General features: G+C 66.3%; 26 protein-coding genes. 6 read left to right on the top strand and 20 right to left on the bottom strand.

What is annotated here, in order from left to right; all coding sequences use genetic code 11:
• Nucleotides 1–8 precede the first annotated feature (8 nt).
• The 4 genes from nusB to K320_RS0100410 form a co-directional block, all read right to left on the bottom strand.
• Nucleotides 9–497 carry a transcription antitermination factor NusB gene (nusB, locus tag K320_RS0100425; protein WP_024536936.1) on the bottom strand — a complete coding sequence of 163 codons (489 nt, stop codon included), beginning with the start codon at nucleotides 495–497 and terminating at the stop codon, nucleotides 9–11.
• Complete coding sequence (gene ribH / locus K320_RS0100420; protein WP_024536935.1) at nucleotides 494–958, bottom strand: 6,7-dimethyl-8-ribityllumazine synthase; 465 nt, start codon at nucleotides 956–958, stop codon at nucleotides 494–496. Before ribH ends, nusB begins: the two co-directional genes overlap by 4 nt.
• Before the next feature lie 2 nt (nucleotides 959–960).
• Nucleotides 961–2082: a bifunctional 3,4-dihydroxy-2-butanone-4-phosphate synthase/GTP cyclohydrolase II gene (gene ribBA / locus K320_RS0100415; protein ID WP_024536934.1), complete on the bottom strand. Its 1122-nt coding sequence runs from the start codon at nucleotides 2080–2082 to the stop codon at nucleotides 961–963.
• A gap of 135 nt (nucleotides 2083–2217) precedes the next feature.
• On the bottom strand, nucleotides 2218–2514 hold the full coding sequence (locus tag K320_RS0100410) for a 2Fe-2S iron-sulfur cluster-binding protein (protein WP_024536933.1): 297 nt from the start codon (nucleotides 2512–2514) through the stop codon (nucleotides 2218–2220).
• A gap of 194 nt (nucleotides 2515–2708) precedes the next feature.
• Between K320_RS0100410 and K320_RS0100405 the strand changes: the two genes are divergently transcribed.
• Nucleotides 2709–3641 (top strand): aminotransferase class IV, encoded by a 933-nt coding sequence (locus K320_RS0100405; protein WP_024536932.1) that lies wholly within the window; start codon nucleotides 2709–2711, stop codon nucleotides 3639–3641.
• Here the strand turns inward: K320_RS0100405 and K320_RS0100400 are convergent.
• Nucleotides 3623–4519, bottom strand: a complete 897-nt coding sequence (locus K320_RS0100400) for an NUDIX hydrolase (RefSeq protein ID WP_024536931.1) — start codon at nucleotides 4517–4519, stop codon at nucleotides 3623–3625. The two genes, K320_RS0100405 and K320_RS0100400, sit on opposite strands and share 19 nt — an antisense overlap.
• Before the next feature lie 90 nt (nucleotides 4520–4609).
• Here K320_RS0100400 and K320_RS0100395 point away from each other — a divergent pair, with 90 nt between their 5' ends.
• Entirely contained in the window at nucleotides 4610–5518 is a 909-nt protein-coding gene (locus K320_RS0100395) for an SDR family NAD(P)-dependent oxidoreductase (RefSeq protein WP_024536930.1), read from the top strand.
• Between the two features lie 95 nt (nucleotides 5519–5613).
• Entirely contained in the window at nucleotides 5614–7149 is a 1536-nt protein-coding gene (gshA, locus tag K320_RS0100390) for a glutamate--cysteine ligase (protein WP_024536929.1), read from the top strand.
• Nucleotides 7150–7161: 12 nt separating this feature from the next.
• On the opposite strand, the gene nth is transcribed toward gshA, so the two are convergent.
• Nucleotides 7162–7806, bottom strand: coding sequence for an endonuclease III (gene nth / locus K320_RS0100385; protein WP_024536928.1), 645 nt, complete (start codon nucleotides 7804–7806; stop codon nucleotides 7162–7164).
• A 92-nt stretch (nucleotides 7807–7898) separates the two neighbouring features.
• Here nth and K320_RS0100380 point away from each other — a divergent pair, with 92 nt between their 5' ends.
• Nucleotides 7899–9092: an aminotransferase-like domain-containing protein gene (locus K320_RS0100380; protein WP_024536927.1), complete on the top strand. Its 1194-nt coding sequence runs from the start codon at nucleotides 7899–7901 to the stop codon at nucleotides 9090–9092.
• 14 nt (nucleotides 9093–9106) lie between these two features.
• Nucleotides 9107–9316, top strand: a complete 210-nt coding sequence (locus K320_RS0100375; protein WP_029695659.1) for a SlyX family protein — start codon at nucleotides 9107–9109, stop codon at nucleotides 9314–9316.
• Between the two features lie 16 nt (nucleotides 9317–9332).
• Here K320_RS0100375 and K320_RS0100370 read toward each other — a convergent pair whose 3' ends face one another.
• Nucleotides 9333–9761, bottom strand: a complete 429-nt coding sequence (locus tag K320_RS0100370; RefSeq protein WP_024536925.1) for a group III truncated hemoglobin — start codon at nucleotides 9759–9761, stop codon at nucleotides 9333–9335.
• A 92-nt stretch (nucleotides 9762–9853) separates the two neighbouring features.
• On the opposite strand from K320_RS0100370, the gene K320_RS0100365 reads away from it, so the two are divergent.
• Nucleotides 9854–10324, top strand: a complete 471-nt coding sequence (locus K320_RS0100365; RefSeq protein WP_024536924.1) for an RrF2 family transcriptional regulator — start codon at nucleotides 9854–9856, stop codon at nucleotides 10322–10324.
• Between the two features lie 37 nt (nucleotides 10325–10361).
• On the opposite strand, the gene K320_RS0100360 is transcribed toward K320_RS0100365, so the two are convergent.
• From K320_RS0100360 to pheA, 13 genes are all read right to left on the bottom strand, one after another.
• The gene (locus tag K320_RS0100360) at nucleotides 10362–10739 is read right to left on the bottom strand and encodes a monovalent cation/H(+) antiporter subunit G (protein WP_024536923.1); all 378 of its coding nucleotides are present in this window, start codon (nucleotides 10737–10739) and stop codon (nucleotides 10362–10364) included.
• The gene (locus K320_RS0100355) at nucleotides 10736–11017 is read right to left on the bottom strand and encodes a K+/H+ antiporter subunit F (RefSeq protein WP_024536922.1); all 282 of its coding nucleotides are present in this window, start codon (nucleotides 11015–11017) and stop codon (nucleotides 10736–10738) included. The genes K320_RS0100360 and K320_RS0100355 overlap by 4 nt, the downstream gene beginning before the upstream one ends.
• On the bottom strand, nucleotides 11014–11505 hold the full coding sequence (locus K320_RS0100350) for a Na+/H+ antiporter subunit E (RefSeq protein ID WP_024536921.1): 492 nt from the start codon (nucleotides 11503–11505) through the stop codon (nucleotides 11014–11016). Before K320_RS0100350 ends, K320_RS0100355 begins: the two co-directional genes overlap by 4 nt.
• On the bottom strand, nucleotides 11502–13166 hold the full coding sequence (locus K320_RS0100345; RefSeq protein WP_024536920.1) for a monovalent cation/H+ antiporter subunit D: 1665 nt from the start codon (nucleotides 13164–13166) through the stop codon (nucleotides 11502–11504). Before K320_RS0100345 ends, K320_RS0100350 begins: the two co-directional genes overlap by 4 nt.
• Nucleotides 13163–13522: a Na+/H+ antiporter subunit C gene (locus tag K320_RS0100340; RefSeq protein ID WP_024536919.1), complete on the bottom strand. Its 360-nt coding sequence runs from the start codon at nucleotides 13520–13522 to the stop codon at nucleotides 13163–13165. The genes K320_RS0100345 and K320_RS0100340 overlap by 4 nt, the downstream gene beginning before the upstream one ends.
• Complete coding sequence (locus tag K320_RS0100335; RefSeq protein ID WP_024536918.1) at nucleotides 13522–16428, bottom strand: monovalent cation/H+ antiporter subunit A; 2907 nt, start codon at nucleotides 16426–16428, stop codon at nucleotides 13522–13524. The genes K320_RS0100340 and K320_RS0100335 overlap by 1 nt, the downstream gene beginning before the upstream one ends.
• Nucleotides 16429–16444: 16 nt before the next feature.
• Nucleotides 16445–17605, bottom strand: coding sequence for a lipopolysaccharide assembly protein LapB (gene lapB / locus K320_RS0100330; RefSeq protein WP_024536917.1), 1161 nt, complete (start codon nucleotides 17603–17605; stop codon nucleotides 16445–16447).
• The gene (locus K320_RS0100325) at nucleotides 17595–17891 is read right to left on the bottom strand and encodes a LapA family protein (protein WP_024536916.1); all 297 of its coding nucleotides are present in this window, start codon (nucleotides 17889–17891) and stop codon (nucleotides 17595–17597) included. The genes lapB and K320_RS0100325 overlap by 11 nt, the downstream gene beginning before the upstream one ends.
• A 115-nt stretch (nucleotides 17892–18006) precedes the next feature.
• The gene (locus K320_RS0100320; protein WP_024536915.1) at nucleotides 18007–18306 is read right to left on the bottom strand and encodes an integration host factor subunit beta; all 300 of its coding nucleotides are present in this window, start codon (nucleotides 18304–18306) and stop codon (nucleotides 18007–18009) included.
• Nucleotides 18307–18378: 72 nt separating this feature from the next.
• Nucleotides 18379–20061, bottom strand: a complete 1683-nt coding sequence (gene rpsA, locus K320_RS0100315; protein WP_024536914.1) for a 30S ribosomal protein S1 — start codon at nucleotides 20059–20061, stop codon at nucleotides 18379–18381.
• Nucleotides 20062–20264: 203 nt separating this feature from the next.
• A complete protein-coding gene (locus tag K320_RS0100310; RefSeq protein WP_024536913.1) occupies nucleotides 20265–22286 on the bottom strand; it encodes a bifunctional 3-phosphoshikimate 1-carboxyvinyltransferase/cytidylate kinase in 2022 nt (673 codons plus the stop codon).
• Nucleotides 22286–23173, bottom strand: a complete 888-nt coding sequence (locus tag K320_RS0100305) for a prephenate dehydrogenase (protein WP_024536912.1) — start codon at nucleotides 23171–23173, stop codon at nucleotides 22286–22288. Before K320_RS0100305 ends, K320_RS0100310 begins: the two co-directional genes overlap by 1 nt.
• A 9-nt stretch (nucleotides 23174–23182) precedes the next feature.
• Nucleotides 23183–24280, bottom strand: coding sequence for a prephenate dehydratase (gene pheA, locus K320_RS0100300; protein WP_024536911.1), 1098 nt, complete (start codon nucleotides 24278–24280; stop codon nucleotides 23183–23185).
• Nucleotides 24281–24331 lie beyond the last annotated feature (51 nt).

Raw genomic sequence — 24331 nt, 5'->3', positions numbered from 1 at the left:
CGAAAGAGTCAGGAGTGCGTTCTGGCGGCCTGGTCGGCGGCCACTTCGGTCGGGCGCAAGTGCGGTGCAAGGTGGTTGAGCACGCCGTTCACGTATTTGTAGCCATCGGTGCCGCCAAAGGATTTGGTGAGCTCTATGCATTCGTTGAGCACCACGCGCCAGGGGATGTCGGGGCAGTGCTGCAGCTCCCACGCGCCCATCCACATCACCGCATGCTCTATGGGTGAAATTTCTGGCCAGGGGCGGTCCAGGTGGGGCTCCAGCCACTGGTCCAGCAGCGTGGCGTCGGCGATGCAGCCGTGCAGCAGCGCATCGTAATGCGCCGCGTCGGCCTTGTGAAAGCCGGAAAGATCGCGTGTGAAGACGTCGATGTCAGCCGCCGCGTTGCCGCCCACCAGGTGCTGGTAGAGCGCCTGCAGCACGAATTCGCGCGCTCGCGACCGACCCGAAAGCTGGCTGCTCTTGCGCGTGGCGTGGCGTTTGTCGGTTTCGCTCACGAAAGCGACTCCAGCAAATTGGCCATTTCCACCGCGACATAGGCCGCATCGCGCCCTTTTTCGTTCTGGCGCGTAATCGCCTGATCGATGTTTTCCGTCGTCAGGATGGCGTTGGCGATGGGCAGCTGGTAGTCGAGCGAGACGCGCGTGACGCCGCTGCTCGATTCGTTGGCGACGAGCTCGAAATGGTAGGTCTCGCCGCGGATCACGCAGCCGATGGCGACCAGCGCATCGAAATTGTTCTGCTCGGCGAGTGCCTGCAGCGCCACGGGGATTTCGAGCGCTCCGGGCACCAGGACGTGGGTGATGTTTTCGTCCTCCACCCCCAGATCCGCCAGTGCCTGCAGGCAGGCCTTGGCCAGTGCGTTGGTGATGTTGGCGTTGAAGCGTGCCTGCACGATGCCAATGTGCAGGTCCTTGCCGTCCAGGCGCTCGGCGTTGCCCTTGTCCGCGTTTTGCATCGTCACTCCTTGGGGATGTAGCCGGTGATTTCGAGCCCGTAGCCCGCCATGCTGGGCAGGCGCCGCGGCTGGCCCATGAGCTGCATGCGCGCCACGCCCACTTCGCGCAGGATTTGCGCGCCTATGCCGTAGGTGCGCAGGTCCATGCGGCCGCGCTCCGGCGCGTGGGTGGCGCGGGCCGTGCCGTCGAATTGCGCCAGCAGCTGGTCGGCGCTTTCGCCGCAGTTGAGCAGCACGGCCACGCCGCGGCCCTGGGCTTCGATGTAGCCCAGGCTCTCGCGCAGGCTCCAGGAATGCAGGTTGGTGCTGATTTCCAGCAGATCGAGTGCGGAGAGCGGCTCGTGCACGCGCACCGGAACGCTTTCGCCGGCGTCCCATGACCCCTTGACCAGCGCCATGTGCACGCTCTGGCTGGGCTGGTCGCGAAAGGCCAGGGCGGTGAATTCGCCCCACGCGGTGGCGATGCTGCGGCTGCCGACTTGCGTGACCAGGGATTCGGTGCGGCTTCGGTGGCTGATGAGGTCGGCGATCGTGCCCACCTTGATGCCGTGTTCCGCGGCAAAGAGCTGCAGGTCGGGCAGGCGGGCCATGGTGCCGTCGTCCTTCATGATTTCGCAGATCACGGCGGCGGGCGAGCAGCCGGCGAGCTGCGCCAGATCGCAGCCGGCTTCGGTATGGCCGGCGCGCATCAGCACGCCGCCGTCCACCGCCTGCAGCGGGAAGATGTGGCCGGGCTGTACCAGATCGCTGGCCTTGGCGCCGGGCGCCACGGCGGCAGCCACGGTGCGGGCGCGGTCGCCGGCCGAGATGCCGGTGGAAACGCCTTCGGCGGCTTCGATGGAGACCGTGAACGCCGTACCCAGCTTGGCGCCGTTGTGCGCCACCATGGGCGGCAGGTGCAGGCGCTCGCAGGCCTCGCGGCGCAGCGTCAGGCAGATCAGCCCGCGGCCGAAGCGCGCCATGAAGTTGATGGCTTCGGGCGTGACGTGGTCGGCCGCGAGGACCAGATCGCCTTCGTTTTCGCGGTCTTCTTCGTCCACCAGAATGACCATGCGGCCGGCAGCCAGCTCGGCCACGATGTCCTGCACGGGCGAGATGGGTACGGGAGAGGGGGAGGTGTTCATGCGAGAGAGCCTTTGCGTTCGCGCGAGCCAGCGGCGGCGTTGTTCCCGGCTGGAAGAAACCCCAAAGAACAGGCGCTGCCGCCGTGGCCGGGCGGCTTGGGGTCCAGAGACCCCGACGGGGTGGATTTTAGTCGCTCAGAAGGAGGAGCCTTCGAGCACCAGGTCGCTTTCCGGGTAGGCGATGCAGGGCAGCACCAGGCCGTCCTCGACATCCTGATCCGAAAGCACGAACCACTGCGTGTCGTAGCGCACCCGGCCCTGTTTGAGGCGCCCCATGCAGCTGCCGCAGGTACCCTCGCGGCAGGAAGAAGGCCAGTCCACGCCGCCCAGTTCGAGCGAGTCCAGCAGGGTCTGGTGGGGCGGGGTGGCGATGGCCAGTGCTTCTCCATCGATGCGGGCGGTGAAGCTTGGACGCTGGGTGGTGGGATACATGGATGGTTACGTTAAAAATATTGGTAAAACAGGGCTTATCCGCCCGCTATATATGCGGCATAAGCTATCAAATATATAGAAAATTCGCCTGTTTCAACCGATGTCGAAGATTGTCCCACGGCACTGGGGGCTCCGCTGGCTGAACAGTGGACGCATGGCTTGTAGGATGCCGGGTTTCATTGGAGTTCCTCTGCATGCCTGCGCCCCATTCTCACGCAGCCGCTGACTTTGCACGCGGCGCCGCCTTTGTGCGGGATGCCTATCTCCCCATCGACCAGGCGAGCATTCCGCTGACGGACTGGGGTTTTCTGCGCTCGGATGCGGCCTACGACGTGGTGACGGTCTGGGACGGCGCGTTTTTTCGCCTTGACGACCATTTGCAGCGCTTTCGTGCCAGTTGCGCGCATTTCCGCCTGCGGCTCGATCGCCCGGACGCAGCGGTGGCGCAGGTGCTGGAGCACTGCGTGCGGCTGTCCGGACTGCGGCGGGCCTATGTCGAAATGATCGTCACGCGCGGCCAGCCGCCCTGGGGTTCACGCGATCCGCGCCAGGCGGTGAACCAGTTTTACGCGTTCGCGGTGCCTTACGTCTGGATCGCCGACGAGGAGCAGCGCACGCGCGGGCTGCACCTGCAGATCAGCGGCGTCACGCGCATCCCTTCGAGCAGCGTGGACGCGCGCGCCAAGAACTACCACTGGCATGACCTGACCAGCGGATTGCTGGGAGCGCTGGACGTCGGGGCCGATACCGTGGTGCTGGGCGATGGTGCGGGCAACGTGGTCGAAGGCCCGGGCTTCAACGTCTTTGCGGTCGGCGCGGATGGCACCATCGTGACGCCCGCCCAAGGGGTGCTTGAAGGCATCACCCGGCGCACGGTGATCGAGATCGCTCAGACCCTGGGCCTGCCGCTGCAGCAGCGGGCTTTGTCGGCGGCGGCACTGCGCAGCGCCCGCGAGGCTTTCATTTCCAGTTCCGCCGGGGGGATTTTGCCGGTGACGCGGGTCGATGGGCAGCCCCTGGGTGACGGCCAGCCGGGCCCGGTCACCCGGCGCGTGCTGCAGGCCTACTGGGATTGGCACGCGGACCCGCGCTGGTGCCGCCGCGTGGATTACACGCCGTCAGCCTGATCCGCGAACAGGGCTTCGAAGCCCGCCAACGGCAGAAAGGAGTTGCCGTCGCGAGACAGCCGTGTGGGCCCGGGCAGGGCGCGTTCGTGCACCGGATGGGCCGGATCTCCCGGATAGCAGTGCATCTGGTGGCCATCCTGCAGGAACACATGGGGCTGGATGGTGGGCGGGTGCTGGTTGCGGGCGGCCGCCAGCGCCTGGGCGGCGGTGGCGTAGCGGCTCAGGTGGGCCAGGCTCATGATTTGCGGCGGCGCCAGGCTGATGCTGCCGTCGCGGTAGCGCTCCAGCGCGCCGCGCGCCGTGCACCAGAGGCTGGCGGTGGTCTCCTCGTTGTCGTGCGTTGCGTGCTGGTGCGCAGGTGCCTGGGCGAGGAAAAACCGCGTGTCAAAGCGGCGTGTCGCCAGGGCCGGCGCGATCGGCGTGATCCAGCGCGACCAGGGCACGAGTGCGCGCGTGGCCATGCGCAGTCCGAGTGTGGTGAGGACCTGGGCAAATCCCTGGCCGTCGTGCAGCATCTGCCGGGCACGCACGGCGTCAAGCAGCGCATCGCCGCGGGCAGGTTCCGCCAGCAGCATGCCGCATTCTTCCAATGCCTCGCGCAGTGCGGCCACATGCAGCCCCGCGGCGGCGCGGTCGCTGATGGCGGGCTCGGCCAATGCCGCATGCAGGCTGGCGGGCGCCTGGTCGAGCAGGGCAGTGCTGGCGTTTTCCTGATCGGCCGCATCGAGCTTGCCGCCGGGAAAGACATACATCCCCGCCATGTTGGCCAGGCGCGTGTCGCGGCGCAGCAGCAGGGTCTGGATGCCTTGGTCGCTGTCGCGCAGCAGCACGATGGTGGCGGCGTCCAGCGGGGTCTGAGGGGCAGCGGATTCGGTCATGGCAGGCGGTTGCCGAGAGTGGCGGTGGCTGGTGCCGGGCTCGCTTACAGTCTGCGCTTTCTTTGCAACGCATGACGGGAGACTTGCACCATGGGTTTGGATTTCACGGGACGGGTAGCGATCGTAACGGGAGCGGGCGGCGGCCTGGGCCGCCAGCATGCTCTGGCATTGGCGGCGCGCGGCGCCAGGGTGCTGGTGAACGATCTGGGCGGCGCAGTCGATGGCAGCGGCGGCTCGGTCTCGGCGGCGCAGGCGGTGGTCGACGAAATTGCGGCTGCGGGCGGCGTGGCGCTGGCCAATGGCGCGTCGGTGACGGATTTCGCGGCGGTGCAGGCCATGGTGCGGCAGGCCGCCGACGCCTGGGGCCGGGTGGACATCCTGGTGAACAACGCCGGCATTCTGCGCGACAAGTCGTTTGCGAAGATGGAGATGGAGGATTTCCGCCGCGTGGTCGATGTGCATCTGATGGGCGCGGCGCATTGCTGCAAGGCGGTCTGGCCGCACATGCAGGCGCAGCAATACGGGCGCATTCTGATGACGACTTCGTCCACCGGGCTCTACGGCAATTTTGGCCAGACCAACTATGGCGCGGCCAAGCTGGCGCAGGTCGGGATGATGCAGACGCTGTCGATTGAAGGCGCCAAATACGGCATCCATGTGAATGCGCTGGCGCCCACCGCGGCCACGCGCATGACCGAGAGCCTGTTTCCGGCCGAGGTGCTGGCCGCCTTGCAGCCTGCGTCGGTGGTGCCGGCCATGCTGGTGCTCACGCACGAAAGTGCGCCGACGCGCACCATCCTGTGCGCTGGCGGCGGCGGCTTTGAAGCGGCCCACATCACGCTGACCCAGGGCATTTATCTGGGCACGGGCGCGCTGGTGGCGGAGCAGCTGGCCGAACGCCTGGCAGAGGCCATCGACCCCGCGGGCCAGCAGGTGCCCCAAGGCGGCGCCGCCCAGGGCACGCTGGAGGTGGGCAAGGTCATGGCTGCGCGCCGCTGAAAACCCGCGGTGGCATACAGGTGCTCTTGGGCGAAGGCGCGCAATCGCGCGGCGCGTGCTAAGTTCCGCGCCGTTCACACAAAGAAAACACCATCATGAGCACAATGCAAGCGCGCCTGGCAGCGCTCAGCGCAGAGCGCATTGCCGGCATGCGCCGCGGTGTGGAGAAGGAAGGGTTGCGCGTGCTGCCTGCGGGCCGCTTGGCGCTCACGCCGCATCCCCAGGCGCTGGGCTCGGCGCTGACGCACGCCAGCATCACGACGGACTACAGCGAGTCGCTGCTGGAACTCATCACGCAGCCGCAACCCACGGTGCAGGCCTGCCTGGATGAATTGACCGAGCTGCACCAGGCAGCGCACCAGGTGCTGGCGCGCCAGAGCGAACCCGAACTGCTGTGGAACACCAGCATGCCCAGCCTGCTGCCGCCGGACGAAACCATTCCGCTGGGGCGCTACGGCACTTCGAATATCGGCCGCGCCAAGAGCGTCTATCGCATGGGCCTGGGCCATCGCTATGGCAGGCGCATGCAGATGATTGCGGGCATCCACTACAACTGGTCCCTGCCCGGCGTGGGAACGGATGCGTATTTCGCGCTGATCCGCAACTTTCGGCGCCAGTCCTTTGTGCTGCTGTACCTGTTCGGCGCCTCGCCGGTGCTGGAGCCCGGGTTTGTCGCCGGCCGCAAGCATGGGCTGGCCCCGCTCGGTGATGGCAGGAGGGCGCTGAGCCTGCCGCACGCCACGTCGCTGCGCATGGGGCGGCTGGGCTACCAGAGCGATGCGCAGGCCAGTCTGTCTGTGAGCTACAACGGCCTGCAGGGCTACGCCGCCTCGCTGCACGAGGCACTCACCAGGCCTTATCCACCTTACGAGGCCATGGGCGTGCGCAGCCTCGGTGGCGATTACAACCAGCTGGGCACCAGCCTGCTGCAGATCGAAAACGAGTTCTACGGCACGATACGTGCCAAGCGCACGGTCCAGAGCGGCGAGCGGCCGCTGCACGCCCTGCGCGAACGCGGCGTCGAATACATCGAGGTGCGGTTGATGGACATCAACCCGCTGGTGCCCGTCGGAATTTCGGCCGACACCATGCGCGTGCTCGATGTGTTCCTGCTGCATTGCCTGCTGTCGGACAGCCAGCCGGATACGCCCGAGGAAATTGCCGCGCTCAAGCACAACCAGCACCTGGCGGCCGAGCGCGGGCGCGAGCCGGGCCTGCGCCTGGCCTGCAGCGGCGCACAGGTGCTGCTGGCGGACTGGGGAGCGCAGGTGCTGGCCGAGTGCGAGCCGATCGCCGCCCACCTGGATGGACTGCAGGGTGGCGATGCCTACGGGCGTGCGCTGGCGCAGGCGCGCACCACCTGGAGCGATCCTGCACGGACGCCATCGGCGCGTGTGCTGGCGGAGGTGCAGCGACTCTATGGCAACGATTACATCGCGTTTGCCGCGGCGCGCTCGCAGACCGCGCAGCAGCAGCTGCTTGGCCATGCCTGGGATGCCGTACAGGAAGAGCGCTATTGCCTGATGGCGCAGCAATCGCTGGAGCGCCAGCGCGAGATCGAGGCGGGCGACACCCTGCCCTTTGAGGAATGGCGGCTGCGCTACATGGCGAGCGAGCAGTGCGCCGTCTGAACCCTCCCTGCGTCAACTCCGCGGCGCCGGTGTCTTCGGCCTGAAATCGCAATAGCGGGCGACGCTGCATTCCCAGCAGCGCGGCGTGCGCGCCTGGCAGACATAGCGCCCGTACAGGATCAGCCAGTGGTGCGCATCAGGCAGGTATTCGGCGGGCACGCGCCTGAGCAGCTGGAGTTCCACGGCCAGGGGCGTCTTGCCGGGTGCAAGCCCGGTGCGGTTGCTGACGCGAAAGATGTGCGTGTCCACCGCCATCGTCGGCTCGCCAAAGGCCACGTTGAGCACCACGTTGGCGGTCTTGCGCCCCACGCCCGGCAGGGCCTCCAGCGCCTCGCGCGTGCGCGGCACCTCGCCGCCGTGGCGCTCGATGAGCAGGCGGCAGGTCTGCAGCAGGTTTTTCGCCTTGGTGCGGTACAGACCTATGGTCTTGATGTGGCTTTGCAGGCCATCGAGGCCAAGGTCCAGGATGGCCTGCGGCGTATTGGCCACGGGAAACAGCCGCCGTGTCGCCTTGTTCACGCCGACGTCGGTCGCCTGGGCGGAAAGCAGCACGGCGGTGAGCAGCTCGAAGACGCTGGTGTATTCCAGTTCGGTGACGGGATGCGGGTTGGCGGATTGAAGCGTCGCAAAAAAGGCGGCGATGGCAGCATGGTTCATGGCGAAGATTGTCGCTGCGTGCGCAATGTTTTGCGATTGGCGACAATCCAAGATCTGCAGTGAACCTGTTCCAACGAAATCCAGCCATGTCCATTCCCTTTGCCCAGCGCCTCAACCAGGTGGAGACTTCCGCCATTCGCGAACTATTCAAGCTGCTGGGCAAGCCCGGCATCATCAGCTTCGCCGGCGGCTTTCCCGACAGCGCCATGTTCGATGTGGACGGCATTCGCGAGGCGTGCGACCGGGCGCTGGCCGAGGAGCCCGGCAGCGCCCTGCAATATGGAGCCACGGAAGGCTACCCGCAGCTGCGCGAGCAGCTCGCGCAGTTCATGGCGGCCAAAGGCGCAGCAGGCGTTGCGCCCGAAGGGCTGATCGTGACCACCGGCAGCCAGCAGGCGCTGGATCTCGTCGGCAAGACGCTGATCGACCCGGGCGACAAGGTCATTGTCGAAGGCCCCACGTTTCTCGCCACGATCCAGTGCTTTCGCCTCTACGGCGCCGATCTGGTGAGTGCGCCGATCGATGGCGAGGGCGTGCAGGCCGACACGCTGGAGCGGTTGATCGTCGAGCACAAGCCCAAGCTGGTGTACTTGATTCCCACGTTCGGCAACCCCAGCGGCGCGATGCTGAGCCTTGCGCGGCGCAAGCGCGTGCTCGAGCTGGCCGTCCAATACCGGACGGTGATCGTTGAGGACGATCCCTATGGCGACCTGTATTTTGGTGAAGCCCCGCCGCCCAGCCTGCTGGCGCTCTCCAGCCAGGTGCCGGGCAGCCGTGAGCTGCTGGTGCATTGCGGCTCGCTCTCCAAGGTGCTTTCGCCCGGCCTGCGCGTGGGCTGGATGATCGCGCCGCCGGAGCTGCTGGCCAGGGCAACGATGTGCAAGCAGTTCAGTGATGCGCACACCAGCACCTTCGCCCAGGCGACGGCAGCGCAATACCTCAAGGCCGGCCGCATGCCGGCCACGCTCGCGCGTGTGCGCAGCGTCTATGCCGGGCGCGCCGCCGCCATGGCCGATGCGCTGCGCACTGAATTGGGCGGGGCGATCGCATTCGTCCAGCCCAGCGGGGGCCTGTTCATCTGGGCGCGCCTCACGGGTGCCGGCGGCAAGGTGGCGGATGGCAATGCGTTTGCCAAACTGGCCATAGCGCAGGGCGTTGCCTTCGTTCCCGGGGCGCCGTTCTTCTGCGCCCATCCGGATATTGCCACGCTGCGGCTGTCGTTTGCCACGGCCGATGTGGGCAAGATCCGTGAAGGCGTGGCACGGCTGGGCAAGGCGCTGAGCTGACGCTGTCCGTGGCGATGAACACCCTGGAGCGTCTGGAGGCGCTGGAGGTCAAGGCGGCGTTTGCCGAGGATCTCCTTGAGCACCTCAACCTGCTCGTCTACCAGCAGCACCAGCGGATCGAGCAGCTCCAGGGGCAGCTGGTGCAGCTGCGACAGCAGCTGCGTGACAGCGGCGGCCCGTCAGCGCCGGGCAGTCTGCGCGATGAAATTCCACCGCATTACTGAGTGAGGCATCGGGCACTCAGGCCGCGGCTTCATCCTCGGGCTGCGCATCCGCGAATTCGGGGAAGACGCCGAAGTAGCCGTTGTACAGATTGCGCGCGATGCCTTTGGCGACGAACTGGAACTCCTGCGCCACCTCCGGTGCGAACAGCGCCTCGGTGTTCTTCTTCCACAGCGCCAGCCAGATGGAAAAATACCCGGGCTGCACGCCGTCGATCGCCATGTGTTTGCCGAACACATTGCCGCTGAAGCTGCGCGTGCCCAGCATCACCGTGCTCCAGAACTGCACCATGCGCGGCAGATGAATGCCCCAGCGGTCCTGGATCACGCGGTCAAACACCGGCCCCAGCTCGGGATGGGCGCGGATGTCGTCGTAGAAGCCATAGACGAGGCGGGAGACGCCGTCGGCATCGAGGGCTGCGGGCGTGGAGGGCGTGGTGGTGGTCATGGTGGAGCAAGTGCCTGCCAGGCTTGGAATTGCCTGCATTTGCGAATTCAATAAAATGCACGTGATATGTGATTTTAAGCGCGGATGACGCCATGCACCTGACCCAATGGACCGATTACGCCTTGCGCGTACTGATGTATTGCGCTGCCTACGAAGGGCGCGAGCAGCCTGTGACCATTACCGAGATTGCCCAGGCGCATGGGATTTCCCGCAGCCATCTGACCAAGATCGTGCGCCAGCTGGCATCGCTGGAGCTGCTGGACACCACGCGCGGGCGCGGCGGCGGCATGCGGCTGATGCGCCCGCCGCAAGAGATCATCGTAGGCGCCGTGGTGCGTGCGACCGAAACCAATTTCGAGATGGTGGAGTGCTTCAGCGCCAGCCACTCCGTCTGCCGCATCAGCAGCAATTGCAATCTCAAGGGCGTGCTCGACCGGGCGACCCGCAGCTACCTGGCGGTGCTGGATGGCGTCACCCTCGCTGATCTCGCGCCGCTGAGTGCCAGAGGGATGCGGCGGGGCGCTGGCGCTGCGCTCGTGCCTGGCGTACCTGCGTTGGCGTGAGGCCGGTGCAGTGCTGCACCGGATGGATCGGGCTTGATCAGCCAGGTTTGCCTGTTTTGGCGGCATCCGATTGCGGGCCGCTCAGGGTGGCAGGCACATTCTCTCCTGCGCGGCGCGCAAGAAACAGCGCTGCGCGCAGGAGGAAGATGCTGGTGATGGGCACGGTGGTTGCCATGAACAGCGCGATCAGCAGCAGCCGCAGCATGGGCGTGCCGTCTTGCCATGAAAAATACGCCAGGGCGCCCAGAAGAATGCACCAGCAGCCCAGCGTGGCTGTCGTGGCGGGCGGATGCACCCGTTTGAAAAAGCTCGGCAGGGTCAAAAGGCCTATGGATGCTGTCAGTGCAATGCCTGCTCCGGCAAGGATCAGGACAGAGACCAGCACATCGAGCCACAGTGGCAGGATGGGTGTCATTCAATCACCTCGCCACGCAGCAGGAACTTGGCCAGCGCCGTGCTGCCGATGAAGCCCAGCAAGGCAATCAGCAGTGCGGCCTCGAAGTAATTGCTGCTGCTCCAGTACACGCCGAGCACCAGTATGAGCAGCATGCCGTTGATGTATATCGTGTCCAGCGCGAGGATGCGATCCTGCGCGCCGGGCCCGCGCAGCATGCGCATCAGGCACAGCAGCATGGCCAGTACCAGCATGCCCAGGGCCAAGGGCAGAGACCAGGCGAGGAGGGGGGTATTCATGATTCGAAAATCTCCATCAGCGGACGCTCGTAGCAGGTCTGAACGTGGCGTGCCACCGCCTGGGCATCGGCCACTTCCAGCACATGCAGCATGAGCACCGAGCGGTCCAGCGACAACTCCGCCCAGACGGTTCCGGGCGTGATGCAGACGATCATCGCCAGCACGGCCAGAGCATTGGGATCACGCACCCGCAGCGGGATGCGCACGAATGCTGCCGGATGGGGGCGCCGCTTCGGGAAAACCACGTAGCGCAGTACGGCGACGTTCGACTGCAGGCTGTCCCGCAGCACGTTGAGCATCAGCCTGACGATGGCGAGGGGGTGGCGCACGCGCACCTGTCGCGGGCGCAGTCCTTGCAGCAGCAGCGGGAGAAGCAGGCCGAGCAGTATGGCAAGCAGCAGATGCCCGGTACCGAAACCGGGGTGCAGCAGCAGCCAGACGGCCATCAGGCTGGCGCTGACGAGCGGGGCAGGCAGCCAGCGCTTCATGGCGCTGCCCTTTCGCGCGGCTGCGCCGCCATTACGCCATGGATGTAGTGCGCGGGCGTATAGAGCGCCTGCGCCGCGTCGCCGGTAAAGCGCGTGGCCGCTCCAGCGTAGAGGGCCAGGGCGATGCAGGCGCCCAGCAGCCCGGCGATCGGCAGGCCTTCGAGCACGCGCAACTGCGGTGCGTGCCGGTCGTGCGCCGCCCAGAAGTGCTGTATGCCCACCCGTACCAGTGCCAGCAATGCTGCCAGACCGGTGACCAGCATCAAGCCCAGCAGCAGCCAGGTGGCGGTCGGCACGCCATCGGACGGAGCGCTGCCAGGAAGCCGCAGTGCGCTGGCCAGCATGGCGAATTTGCCGATGAAGCCGGACAGGGGCGGCAGCCCGGCGATGACCAGGGTGGTGAGCAGGAAGGCGATTCCCAGCAGGGCGGTGGTGGCGTGGATCACGCGCCCGACCAGAATTTGCTCATCATCATCCAGGTTCAGCCGCTCGCGCGGTCTCAGCTCTGCGGTGAGAAAGGGCGTGTCTTCGCGCTCGTAGGGTGCGAGTGTCGCGCCGTCGTTGCGCCAGCGGCGCACCACGTCGGCCAGCAGGAACAGGCAGGCGACCGCCAGTGTCGAGCCGGGCAGGTAGTACAGCAGCCCGGCGGTGACGGCAGCGTCGCCCAAGCCGAGGGCGGCCAGCAGCGTGCCCGAGGACAGAATGGCCGCATGGCTCGCCAGCTGGGTCAGGCGCTGGGAGGCGAGCATGCCGAGCGCACCAAACACCATCGTGGCCATGCCCGCGCCGACCAGCCAGGCACCGCCCCAGTGTGCCGAACTGCCCGCGCCGTCGCCAAACCAGAGCGTCCACAGGCGCAGCAGGCTGTAGATGCCGACCTTGGTCAGCACGGCAAACAGGGCACCCACCGGTGCCACGGCCGCGCCATAGGCCGGGGCGAGCCAGAAATTCAGCGGCCAGACCGCCGCCTTGATGAAAAAGGCCACTGCCAGGATGGCCGCGGCCGCATGCAGCAGCCCGCGGTCGTGCGCCGCCACCTGCCCGACTGCCCGTGCGATATCGGCCATGTTGAGCGTTCCTGCAATGCCGTAGAGCATCGCAGCGCCGATCAGAAAAAGGCTGGATGCTACCAAATTGATTGCAATATAGTGCAGTCCGGCCTGCACCCTGGCCTGTCCCGAGCCATGCAGCAACAGCCCGTAGGAGGCCGCAAGCATGATTTCGAAGAACACGAAGAGGTTGAACAAGTCTGCCGTGAGGAAAGCGCCGCACAGTCCCATGAGCTGAAACTGGAACAGCGAGTGGTAGAGCACGCCTGCCCGGTACCAGCGTGCGGCGGCAAAGACGGCCGACGCGAGGGCCACCACGTTGGTGGTGACGAGCATCAGCGCCGTGAGCCTGTCGAGCACCAGCACGATGCCGAAAGGCGCCGGCCAGTTGCCGGGCAGGTAGATGCCGAACGACCCGGTCGATCCGGAACTGCTCCACAGCAGCAGCGCCACGGATACCAGCAGCGAGAGGGCGGTGGAGGCGATGTTCACCGTCAGCTTCAGGCGCTCGTGCTCCTCGCGCACGAACAGCAGCCAGGCGGCGGTGAGCAGCGGCAGCGCGATCGGCGCCAGCATCAGGTGCGGCATGAGCGCGGCGATGGGATCGGTCATGGTGCTTCCCCCTGCCCATCCGTGCCGTCCACATGGTCGGTCCCGCTCATGCCGCGTGACGCCAGCAGCACCACGAGGAACAGCGCCGTCATGGCAAAGCCGATCACGATGGCCGTCAGCACCAGGGCCTGGGGCATGGGATCGCTGTAGTGCAGCAGATCGAGGGCGGCGCCTTCGTGCAGCACCGGGGCCTTGTTTTCCGTGAGGCCCAGCCGGGACATGGAGAAAATGAACAGATTCACGGCATAGGACAGCAGCGTCAGGCCCATGATCACCTGAAAGGTGCGTGGACGCAGGATCAGCCAGACGCCCGAGCCAGCCAGCACGCCGATCGCGAGGGACAGTACCAGCTCCATCAGCCTGCTTCCTGCCCGGCCGGCGGCCGCTGTGCCTGCAGATGCGCGTGGTAGTAGTGGCTGCGCACCGACTGGTGCGCGATGGCGGTGAGCATCAGGAGCGTGGCGCCGATCACCAGCAGCGCGACGCCGGTATCGAAAAACAGCGCGCTGGCGATATGGATTTCACCGATCACAGGCAGTGTCAGGTGCGCCATGTGGCTGGTGAGAAACGGGTAGCCGAAGACGATCGAGCCCAGCCCTGTCGCCAGCGCCAGCAGCAGGCCCGTGGCTATCCAGCGCTCGGGCTTGAGCGGCAGGCGTGCTTCGACCCAGGTGGTGCCTGAAACCATGTACTGCAGCACCAGCGCGAGCGAAAACACCAGGCCCGCGACGAAGCCGCCGCCGGGTTCGTCATGGCCGCGCAGGAACAGGTGGATGGCGATCAGGGCGATGAAAGGCAGCAGCCAGCGCGCGAGCACGGCGGGCACCATCAGGTAGCCGATGGCGGTATCGGCGGCATGGCGCGGGTTGAGCAGGTCGGTCTGCAGGTCGGGCGGCAGCGCGCGCTGCTGCGCCGGCAGTTCCATGACCTCGCGCGCCGGACGAAAGCGCCGCAGCAGCGCATAGACCGTGAGTGCGACGATGGCCAGCACCACGATTTCGCCAAAGGTGTCAAAACCGCGGAAATCCACCAGCATCACGTTGACCACATTGCTGCCGCCGCCCAGCGGGCGGGCGTTCTCCAGGAAAAAGGTGGACGTGCTCTGCGCGAAATCACGCGTCATGAGTGCGTAGGCCAGCCACGCCATGCCCAGGCCGCTGCAGGCGGCCAGCACGCCATCGCGCAACCGGCGTGTGCGCTGCGGCAGCCCTGAGCGCTGCAGGTGGCGCAACTCTTCCTCGCGTCGGGGCAGCCAGCGCAGTCCCAGCAGCATGAGCAGCGTCGTGACGAATTCCACCGCCAATTGCGTCAACGCGAGGTCTGGGGCTGAAAACCAGAGGAAGGTGAGGCTGGTGCACAGCCCGGTGCCTCCCACGAGGATCAGCGCTGCCAGGCGATGGTATTTGGCCTGCCATGCGGCAGCCAGGGCGCAGATCGCACCGACCAGCCACAGCAAGGCCAGCGCCGGCGCCGGCGGTGCGATGCTGCGCTGCCCCAGGTGGCTAGCGCCCAGCCACAGCGGCAGCGCAGCCGCGCCCAGGGCGGCCAGCACCAGCCAGAGCATTTGCCACTGCAGGCGCCGGGTAGCGAGGCGCTGGCGTCCCCGGCGGGCCAGGCTGGTGACCAGTGCCGACACCGCGACGAACAGCCGGCCGGCGTCCATTCGCAGCCCCCGCATGGCTGGCCTGCCGCGCAAGAGGCGGTGCAGCAGCAGGCCGCCTGCCATGGCGATCAGACTCATCACCAGCGGCGCATTGATGCCGTGCCAGACAGCCAAGCTGTATTCAGGCAGGCTGCCACCCGTGACGGGCAGCGCGGCGGCGGCGAGCGCAGGGCCGACGACCGCGGCGGGGAAGATGCCCACCAGCAGGCACAGCGCCACCAGAAACTCCACCGGCGCGCGCATCCAGCGCACGGGCTCATGGGGCTGGCGCGGCAGATCGTCCGCCACAGGGCCGAAGAACACCGATGCGACCAGGCGCAGCGAATACGCCACGCTGAACATGCTGGCAACGGTGGCGGCGATGGGCAGCAGCGTGGACACGATGGGCGAGGCGTCTAGGAATACCGTCTCGGCAAAGAACATTTCCTTGGAGAGAAAGCCGTTGAGCAGCGGCACGCCCGCCATCGCCGCGCTGGCGACGGTGGCCAGTGTTGCCGTGATGGGCATCATGTGGCGCAGGCCGGAGAGCCGCGTCATGTCGCGCGTGCCGCTTTCATGGTCCACGATACCTGCCGCCATGAAGAGCGAGGCCTTGAAGGTGGCGTGATTCATGATGTGAAAGACGGCCGCGACCGCCGCCAGCGGGCTGTTGAGGCCCAGCAGCAGCGTGATCAGACCCAGGTGCGAGCTCGTGGAATAGGCCAGCACGCCTTTGAGGTCACGCTCGAACATCGCCTGGTAGCCGCCCAGCAGCAGCGTGATGCAGCCTGCTCCGGCGACACACCAGAACCACGCCTCGGTACCCGCCATGACGGGCCACAGCCTGGCCAGCAGAAACACGCCCGCCTTGACCATGGTGGCCGAATGCAGGTAGCTTGAAACGGGCGTGGGCGCCGCCATCGCGTTGGGCAGCCAGAAATGAAAGGGAAATTGCGCACTCTTGGTGAACGCGCCCAGCAGCAGCAGTGCCAGTGTGGCGTGGTACAGCGGGTGCGCGCGCACCTGGTCGCCCGCCGGCAGGATGGCATCCAGCTCGTAACTGCCGACGATGTGCCCGAGCAGCAGCATGGCACCCAGCAACGCCAGTCCGCCAGCACCGGTCACCGTGAGCGCCATGAGCGCGCCGCGCCGTGCGTCGCGCCGGTGGTGCCAGTAGCCGATCAGCAGGAAGGAAAACAGGCTGGTGAGTTCCCAGAACAGCGCCAGCTGGATGACGTTGCCCGACAGCACGACGCCCGCCATCGCGCCCATGAAGGCCAGCAGAAACGAGAAAAACCGCGGCACCGGGTCCTGCGGCGACAGGTAGTAGCGTGCGTACAGCACCACCAGCGCACCGATGCCGAAGATCAGCATGCAGAACAGCCAGGCGAAGCCGTCGATGCGCACGCTCAGATTCAGTCCCAGCGCGGGCAGCCATTGGACGGTGTGCCGCAGCACTTCGCCGTGGGCGATTTCGGGAAAGTACAGCGCGCTCTGCACGACGCACCACAGCGCCACCAGGCCCGCGAGCGTGGATTCAATGTTGCGGGCGTTGCTGGGCAGCAGCGCGGCGATCACGCTGGCGGTGAACGGAAGCAGCAGCAGGAGCCATGGCGACATCATCTGGGAGGGCCTCTCAGAGCTCTTCCACGCGGCGCGGCGGGTAGCTGTCCCAGCTCTGGCAGCCGGGACACTGCCAGAAATGCTGCAGTGCTTCAAAGCCGCAGGCGGCGCAGCGGTAGCGCGTCAGGGGCTTGGCGGCCTGGTCCAGTGCCCGCTGGATGGCAGGGTGGCGTTCTTCATGGGTCAGCGTCTCATGCGACAGCCACTTGGCGGCCACCACCAGGGAAGCCTCCTTGTCGAGATAGCCGGCGTACCAGTGCTGTGTTGCGCCGTCATCCCGGGTGCCATTGCCGGGCAGCAGCGCGATGATGGCGTCGAGCAGGTCCAGCGATGGCGTGCGCTGATAGTGCTCCTGCAGCAGCGCGCGGGTGCTTTCCTGTTGCCCGCAGGCGTTGGCGCTTTCGACAAACAGGCCGGCAGCCAGCGGCAGCGCGGCTGCCGCCGTGCCGGCGATGTCCTGAAGCGTCGCCAGGGCAGCGGCGGGCTCGCCCTGGTGCAATTGCAGGCGCGCCAGCTCCAGCCGGGCGCGCGCTGCGCCGGGCGCAATGGCAATGGCCTGGATCAGCAGCCCGCGTGCCGCTTCGAAGTCGCCCTGGGTGGCCTGGGTCTGTGCCTGCTCGCACAGGTAGTGCGCGTGCCGCGTGCTGAAATCGCCTTGCTGCGACTGCTGCATGCGCTCGGCAATGGCGGTTGCCTGAGTCCAGTCGTGCGAGCGTTCGTAGATGGTCAGCAGCGCCAGCCTCGCCTGGGTTTCCAGCGGCGTGCCTTCCAGGCGGCGCAGCGCGTCTTCCGCGCGGTCGAGCAGCCCGGCTTTGAGGTAGTCCAGCGCCAGGCCGTGCTGCGCGCGTTCGCGGTCCGTGCGGCTCAGGTCGTCGCGTGAGAGAAGGTGCTCGTGCACCCGGACCGCCCGGTTGTATTCACCGCGGCGGCGAAACAGGTTGCCCAGGGCAAAGTGCAGCTCCGTCGTATCCGGGTCGCTCTGCACGGCCTCGATGAAGGCGTCGATCGCCTGGTCCTGCTGTTCGTTGAGCAGGTAGTTCAGGCCTTTGAAGTAGGCCTTGGGCGCACGCCGGCCATCGTCGCGCCATTGGCGCTGGTCCAGGCGCGAGGCCAGCCAGCCGAAGACAAAAGCCAGCGGCAGGCCGAGCAGCAGCCAGCTTGCGTCAAACCCCATGGACAGCCGCGGGCAGTGGTGCGGCAGTGTCGGCCTCGGCCACCGGTGTGGATACGTGCGCCCGCTGGTGGCGTGCTGCACTGCGATGGCGCCACCAGTGCGGCACCATGCCCAGTACGCCGACGGCAACGCCCAGCGTGAACGCGGCCAGCACGACGAGCACCAGCGACGCCGTCCATTGCGTGCCGAAAAAGAAATGCACGCTGACGTTCTGCTGGTTGTTCAGCGCGAAGGCGAACAGCGTAAAAAAAATGGCTGCCTTGAGCAGCCATGCGAAGTATTTCATGAGGCATCCCCGGCGATGCACCGATTCTACGGTCTCCGGGTGCCCAGACATTCAAATCAGTATGAAAATCTGGGTTTCGCGCTTGTGGCATCTGCGCTGCAAGCTATGAAAACCATTATTCACCGCCATCGCCGGCCAAGCCAGCCACCGTGTTGCGCAAGGCCTTGCCGGGCTTGAAGTGCGCCACCCGTTTGCTGGGCACCTGCACGGCTTCGCCGGTGCGCGGGTTGCGGCCGACGCGCGGCAGACGATGGCTGATGGAAAAACTGCCAAAGCCGCGGATCTCGATCCGATGGCCGCGCACCAGTGCCTCGCCCAGCGCATCCAGAATCGCCTTGGCAGCGTATTCCGCATCGCGCTGGGTGAACTGCTGGAACCGGGCAGCCAGTTCCTGAACGAGGTCAGAGCGGGTCATGGGCATTGAATGCCGAGCGTTGAATGTCGAACGCGTGAGCGCGCTCGACGTTCAACGCTCAACGTGCTTGCGTCACTTGTCGTCGGAATGATCCAGCTTGGCGCGCAGCAGTGCGCCCAGGCTGGTGGTGCCGGCGTTGTTCGAGGTCTGGCTCAGGCTGGCCATGGCTTCCTGCTGGTCGGCCTGGTCCTTGGCGCGGATCGACAGATGGATGATGCGGGTCTTGCGGTCGATGCTGACCACCACGGCCGACACTTCGTCGCCTTCCTTGAGCACGTTGCGGGCATCTTCCACACGGTCGCGCGAGATTTCCGAAGCGCGCAGGTGGCCGACGATGTCCTGGCCCAGGTCGATTTCGGCACCGCGGGCATCGACGCTCTTGACCTTGCCGGTCACGCTGGAGCCCTTGTCGTTGATCGACGCGAAGGTGGTGAACGGATCGGAATCGAGCTGCTTGATGCCCAGCGAGATACGCTCGCGCTCCACGTCCACGGCCAGCACGATGGCTTCGACTTCCTGGCCCTTCTTGTAGTTGCGCACGGCGGCTTCGCCGGTTTCGTTCCACGAAAGGTCCGACAGGTGCACCAGGCCATCGATGCCGGCCGCCAGGCCCACGAACACGCCGAAGTCGGTGATCGATTTGATCGGACCCTTGACGCGGTCGCCGCGGTTGGTGTTCTGCGCGAACTCCTGCCACGGGTTGGCGCGGCACTGCTTCATGCCCAGGCTGATGCGGCGCTTGTCTTCGTCGATGTCCAGCACCATGACCTCGACCTCGTCGCCCAGCGACACCACCTTGGAGGGGGCGACGTTCTTGTTGGTCCAGTCCATTTCAGAGACGTGCACCAGGCCTTCGATGCCGGGTTCGAGCTCGACGAAGGCACCGTAGTCGGCGATGTTGGTGATCTTGCCGAACAGGCGCGTGCCCGAGGGATAGCGGCGCGAGACACCCATCCAGGGGTCGTCGCCCAGTTGCTTGAGGCCCAGCGAGACGCGCTGCTTCTCGACGTCGAACTTGAGCACCTTGGCGGTGATTTCCTGGCCGGCCTGCACCACCTCGGACGGATGGCGCACGCGGCGCCAGGCCATGTCGGTGATGTGCAGCAGGCCGTCGATGCCGCCCAAGTCCACGAAGGCGCCGTATTCGGTGATGTTCTTCACGACGCCGGTGATGACGGCGCCTTCCTTGAGCGTTTCCAGCAGCTTGGCACGTTCTTCGCCCATGCTGGCCTCGACCACGGCACGGCGGCTCAGCACCACGTTGTTGCGCTTGCGGTCGAGCTTGATGACCTTGAACTCCATGGTCTTGTTCTCGTACGGCGTCAGGTCCTTGACCGGGCGCGTATCGAGCAGCGAGCCGGGCAGGAAGGCGCGGATGCCGTTGACCATGACGGTGAGGCCGCCCTTGACGCGGCCGCTGGTGGTGCCGGTGACGAATTCGCCGGATTCGAGCGCCTTTTCGAGCGACAGCCAGGAGGCCAGACGCTTGGCGGTGTCGCGCGAGAGGATGGTGTCGCCGTAGCCGTTTTCGATCGAGCCGATGGCCACCGAGACGAAGTCGCCGACCTGGACTTCGATCTCGCCTTGGTCGTTCTTGAATTCTTCGATCGGTACGTACGCTTCGGATTTGAGACCGGCGTTCACGACGACGAAGTTGTGCTCGACGGCGACGACTTCGGCGGTGATGACCTCGCCAGGGCGCATCTCGGTGCGCTTCTGAGACTCTTCAAACAGCTCGGCAAAAGATTCGGACATGGATTTCCTTGTTCGCGGCACGGGGATACCTGGGTCGCAGGATGGCGGCTTTGCAGGGTGGTGCGCGAAAGTGGTGCGGAACAATTCCGCGAGGGTTGCAGTTGAACAACCTCCAGACCGGTGCGCGGCGAAACGCGAGAAGAGGCCTGGCGGGCGCTTGTGCCGGGGTCTGCCGCCTTGAGCGAAAAAATCAAGCGAGACACTCAGGCGGAAAACGGCCGGCGTGCCTGCCACCAGTCAAGCACCCGGGCCACGGTTTGATCCACCGTAAGCCCGGAGCTGTCCAGCAGCAAGGCATCCCGTGCGGGCTTGAGCGGGGCGGTGCTGCGTTGCATATCGCTCGCATCCCGCGCTTCCAAGTCTGCACGAAGGTCGTCGATTATAGTGGAAATACCCTTGGAAATCAATTGCTTGTGGCGTCTTTCGGCGCGGCACCTGGCGCTTGCGGTGAGGTAGACCTTCAGGGGGGCGGCCGGGAAAATCACGGTGCCCATGTCGCGGCCATCGGCCACCAGACCAGGCAGGCGCCGGAAGCCGTGCTGCAGCGCCACCAGCGCCTGGCGCACGGCGGGTAATCTGGAGACTTCCGATGCCTGCATGCCGATCGCCTCCTGCCGGATGGCATCGGTCACGTCCTGGCCGTGCAGGAACACGCGTGCGCCGTCGAATCGCACGGGAAGGTGTGCCGCGAGTTCAGCCAGCCGTGGTTCATTGGCGGGCTCGATGGCGACTCCCGCTCCACCGGCAGCCAGTGCCGTCAGGCGATAGAGCGCGCCGGAATCCAGCAGGTGATAGCCCAACTGACTGGCCACGGCCGCGGCCAGCGTGCCTTTGCCTGAGGCGGTGGGGCCGTCGATGCAGATCACCGGGATGTCGGTGCCCGCCGCCTGCGAGACGGAAAAGAGGGCGCCGAAATAGCCCGGATAGGTCTTGGCCACGCAGCCCGGATCTTCGATGCGCACCGGCAGGCGCGCCGGGTTGAAGGCCGCCAGCGCAAAGCACATCGCCATGCGGTGGTCATCGTAGGTATGGATGCTGGCGGCGCGCCAATCGGCGGACGATGCCGGGGGGGTGATGCGTACGTAGTCCGCGCCTTCCTCGACGGTGGCGCCGAGCTTGCGCAACTCCGTCGCCATGGCGGCGATGCGGTCGGTCTCTTTCACCCGCCAGCTGGCGATGTTGCTGAGCTCGGTCGTCCCCTGTGCGTACAGTGCCATCACCGCCAGGGTCATGGCGGCATCGGGAATGTGGTTGCAATCCAGGGAAATCGCCTTGAGCGGCCAGGACCCTCGCCGCACCTGCAGGCTGTTGGCACCGCCGGTGATCTGCGCGCCCATGGCGCGTGCGGCTTCGATGAAGCGGATGTCGCCCTGGATGGAGTCCAGCCCCACGCCTTCGATATTCAAGCCATTTTTGCCATTTGAGCTTGGTGCAATTGCGCCTAAAGCTACGAAATAGCTAGCGGAAGAGGCGTCGGCCTCGACATGGATTTCGCCGGGCGAGCGGTAGCGGCTGCCGGCGGGAATGGTGAAGCGCTGCCAGCCCTCGCGCTGCACGGCAATGCCAAAGCGCGCCAGCAGCTCCAGCGTGATGTGGATGTAGGGTTTGGAGATGAGCTCGCCCACGACCTCGATCACCAGATCCTGCTGCTGGGCCACCAGTGGCAGCGCCATCAGCAGGGCGGTGAGAAACTGGCTGGAGACATCCCCGCGCACGCGGATGGGCGCATCCAGCTGCAGCACCGGGCGGCCGCCGCCGTGGGCGATGCGCAGCGGCGGATAGCCGTCGTTGCCGAGGTAGTCAATGTGGCAGCCGAGCTGGCGCAGGGCATCCACCAGATCGCCAATCGGCCGCTCGTGCATGCGGGCAATGCCCGAAAGCTCGTACTCGCCGCCCAGCAGCGCGAGTGCCGCCGTGAGCGGGCGCATGGCCGTGCCGGCGTTGCCGAGAAACAGCCTGGCGGGCGATCGTGGCTGTGCGCCTCCCAAACCGGTGATGCGCACCAGGCCGTCGCCGCGCTCCTCCACGCCGCAGCCGAGTTCGCGCAGCGCATCGAGCATCACGCGCGTGTCGTCGCTGTCCAGCAGACTGCGCACTGCCGTCGTGCCCTGGCTCAGCGCGGCCAGCAGCAGCACGCGGTTGGAGATGCTCTTGGAGCCGGGGAGGGCGACGCTGCCTCCCGCGCTCGCCAGCGGCGGCAGATCAAGAAAAGGAATGCGTTGCATCAGCCGGGCGACGCCTTGCGCTGGGCGCCCATGCGCCATTTGGTACGTGTGCCGCTGGCTTTGGTGATCAAGGCTTCGAGCTTCTGGTCGCTGCGTGCCTGCATGGCTTGCTCCAATTCCTGTAGCGCCTCGCGAAACAGCACGGCCTGCGCGAGCACTTCCTCGCTGTTGGATCGCAGCACGTCGCGCCACATCTTGGGATCGCTGGCTGCAATGCGGGTGAAATCGCGAAAGCCGGGGCCGGCGAGCGAGAGGTAGTCATCGGCCTCGGGCTGCATGTCTATGCTCTGCATCATGGCGAATGCCAGCAGGTGCGGCAGGTGGCTCACGGCGGCAAAGGCCGAGTCGTGTGCCTGCGGCGTCATGCGCTTGACGCGGCTGCCCAGCGCCTTCCACAGTGCTTCGGCGCGGTCCAGGTGCGCGAGGTCGGTGGCTTCGGTGGGCGTCAGGATGATCTGCCGGCCTTCGTAGAGCTCGGCTTCGGCGTGCTCCACGCCGGACACCTCCCGGCCCGTGATCGGATGGGCCGGCACAAAGCTGCCGATGTGCTCCTCGCCCAGGGCGTGCTCGGCCGCGGCCACCACGTCTGATTTGGTCGAGCCCACGTCCATGATGAGCATCCGCGGCGTGGCCAGATGACGGATGGCCTTGAGCGTTGCTTGCGTGGCGGCGACGGGGATCGCCAGCAGCACGAGGTCGGAGTTGGACGCCGCCATCAGCGCCGAAGGCGCTTGGGCGTCGATCACGCCCAGCTGCTGGGCGCGCTCCGTGGTGGTGGGCGATTTGCTGTAGCCGATCACCCGCTTGACCAGGCCGGCCTTCTTCATCGCCAGCGCGAACGAACCGCCCATGAGGCCGCAGCCGATCAGGCCCAATTGTTCAAACATGGCGAATCCTCATGCCGCCACCGGGTAGGTGCCAAGTACCTTGTAGAAAGCGCACAACTGCTGCAGCTCGGCGAGCGCCGCGGCCACGTGCGGCTGGGCCGTGTGGCCTTCGATGTCGATGTAGAAGTTGTAGTCCCACTGGCCGTTGCGGGCCGGGCGCGATTCGATGCGCGTCATGGAGACGGCGTGGTTCTTGAGCGGCACCAGCAGATCGTGCACCGCGCCGGGGCGGTTGGGCACGGAGACCACGATGCTGGTGCAGTCGCGTCCGCTGGGTTCGGGGTTGGCCAGGGTCTGCGGCAGGCAGATGACGGCAAAGCGCGTGCGGTTGTGCGCATCGTCCTGGATGGCGTGGGCGAGCAGGTGCAAGCCGTATTTTTGTGCCGAGCGCTCGCTGGCGATGCCCGCCCAGGCGGTATTGCCTGCAGCCAGTCTGGCGCCCTCGGCATTGCTCGACACCGGGCGGCGCTCAGCCTGCGGCAGATGCTTGGACAGCCAGGTCTGGCACTGCGCCAGCGCCTGCGGATGGGCCAGCACGGCCTCGATGCCTTCCATGCCGGGCTGGGCGCGCAGCAGGTGGTGGCGCACCGGCAGGCTGATTTCACCCACGATGTGCGACGGGCTGCGCAGGAACAAATCCAGCGAGCGCGTCACGACGCCTTCATTGGAGTTCTCCATGCCGACCACGCCATATTCCGCGGTGCCGGCCGCCACGGCGTGAAAGACTTCGTCGAAGTTGCCGCAAAAAATGGTGTCGGCGCTGCTGCCGAAATATTCGATCGCCGCCTGCTCGCAGAAGGTGCCTTCCGGCCCGAGGATGGCGACGCGCTGCGGCGCTTCCAGCGCCAGGCAGGCGGACATCAGCTCGCGCCAGATGGCGGCGACATGGCTGTCCTTGAGCGGCCCGGGATTGGCCGCCTGGATTTTCTGGATGACCTGCGCAACCCGATCCGGGCGAAACAGCGGGCTGCCTTCGCGCTTCTTGACGTCGCCGACCTGCTCGGCAAGGTGGGCGCGCTGGTTGAACAAGCCCAGCAGCTGCTGGTCTATCCGATCGATCTGCGTGCGCAAGTGGGCAAGTTCGGGGGAGGCTTGGGGCTCTGGCATGGGGTGAAATGGTTGTGCATTCGGCGTCTGGCGTGAAGCGCCGGGCGCTCA

This window comes from Comamonas badia DSM 17552, from assembly GCF_000484635.1.
GTDB lineage: Bacteria > Pseudomonadota > Gammaproteobacteria > Burkholderiales > Burkholderiaceae_C > Comamonas_C > Comamonas_C badia.
The sequence above is the reverse complement of the archived record's forward strand: the minus strand, read 5'-3'. Positions and strand labels throughout refer to the sequence as shown.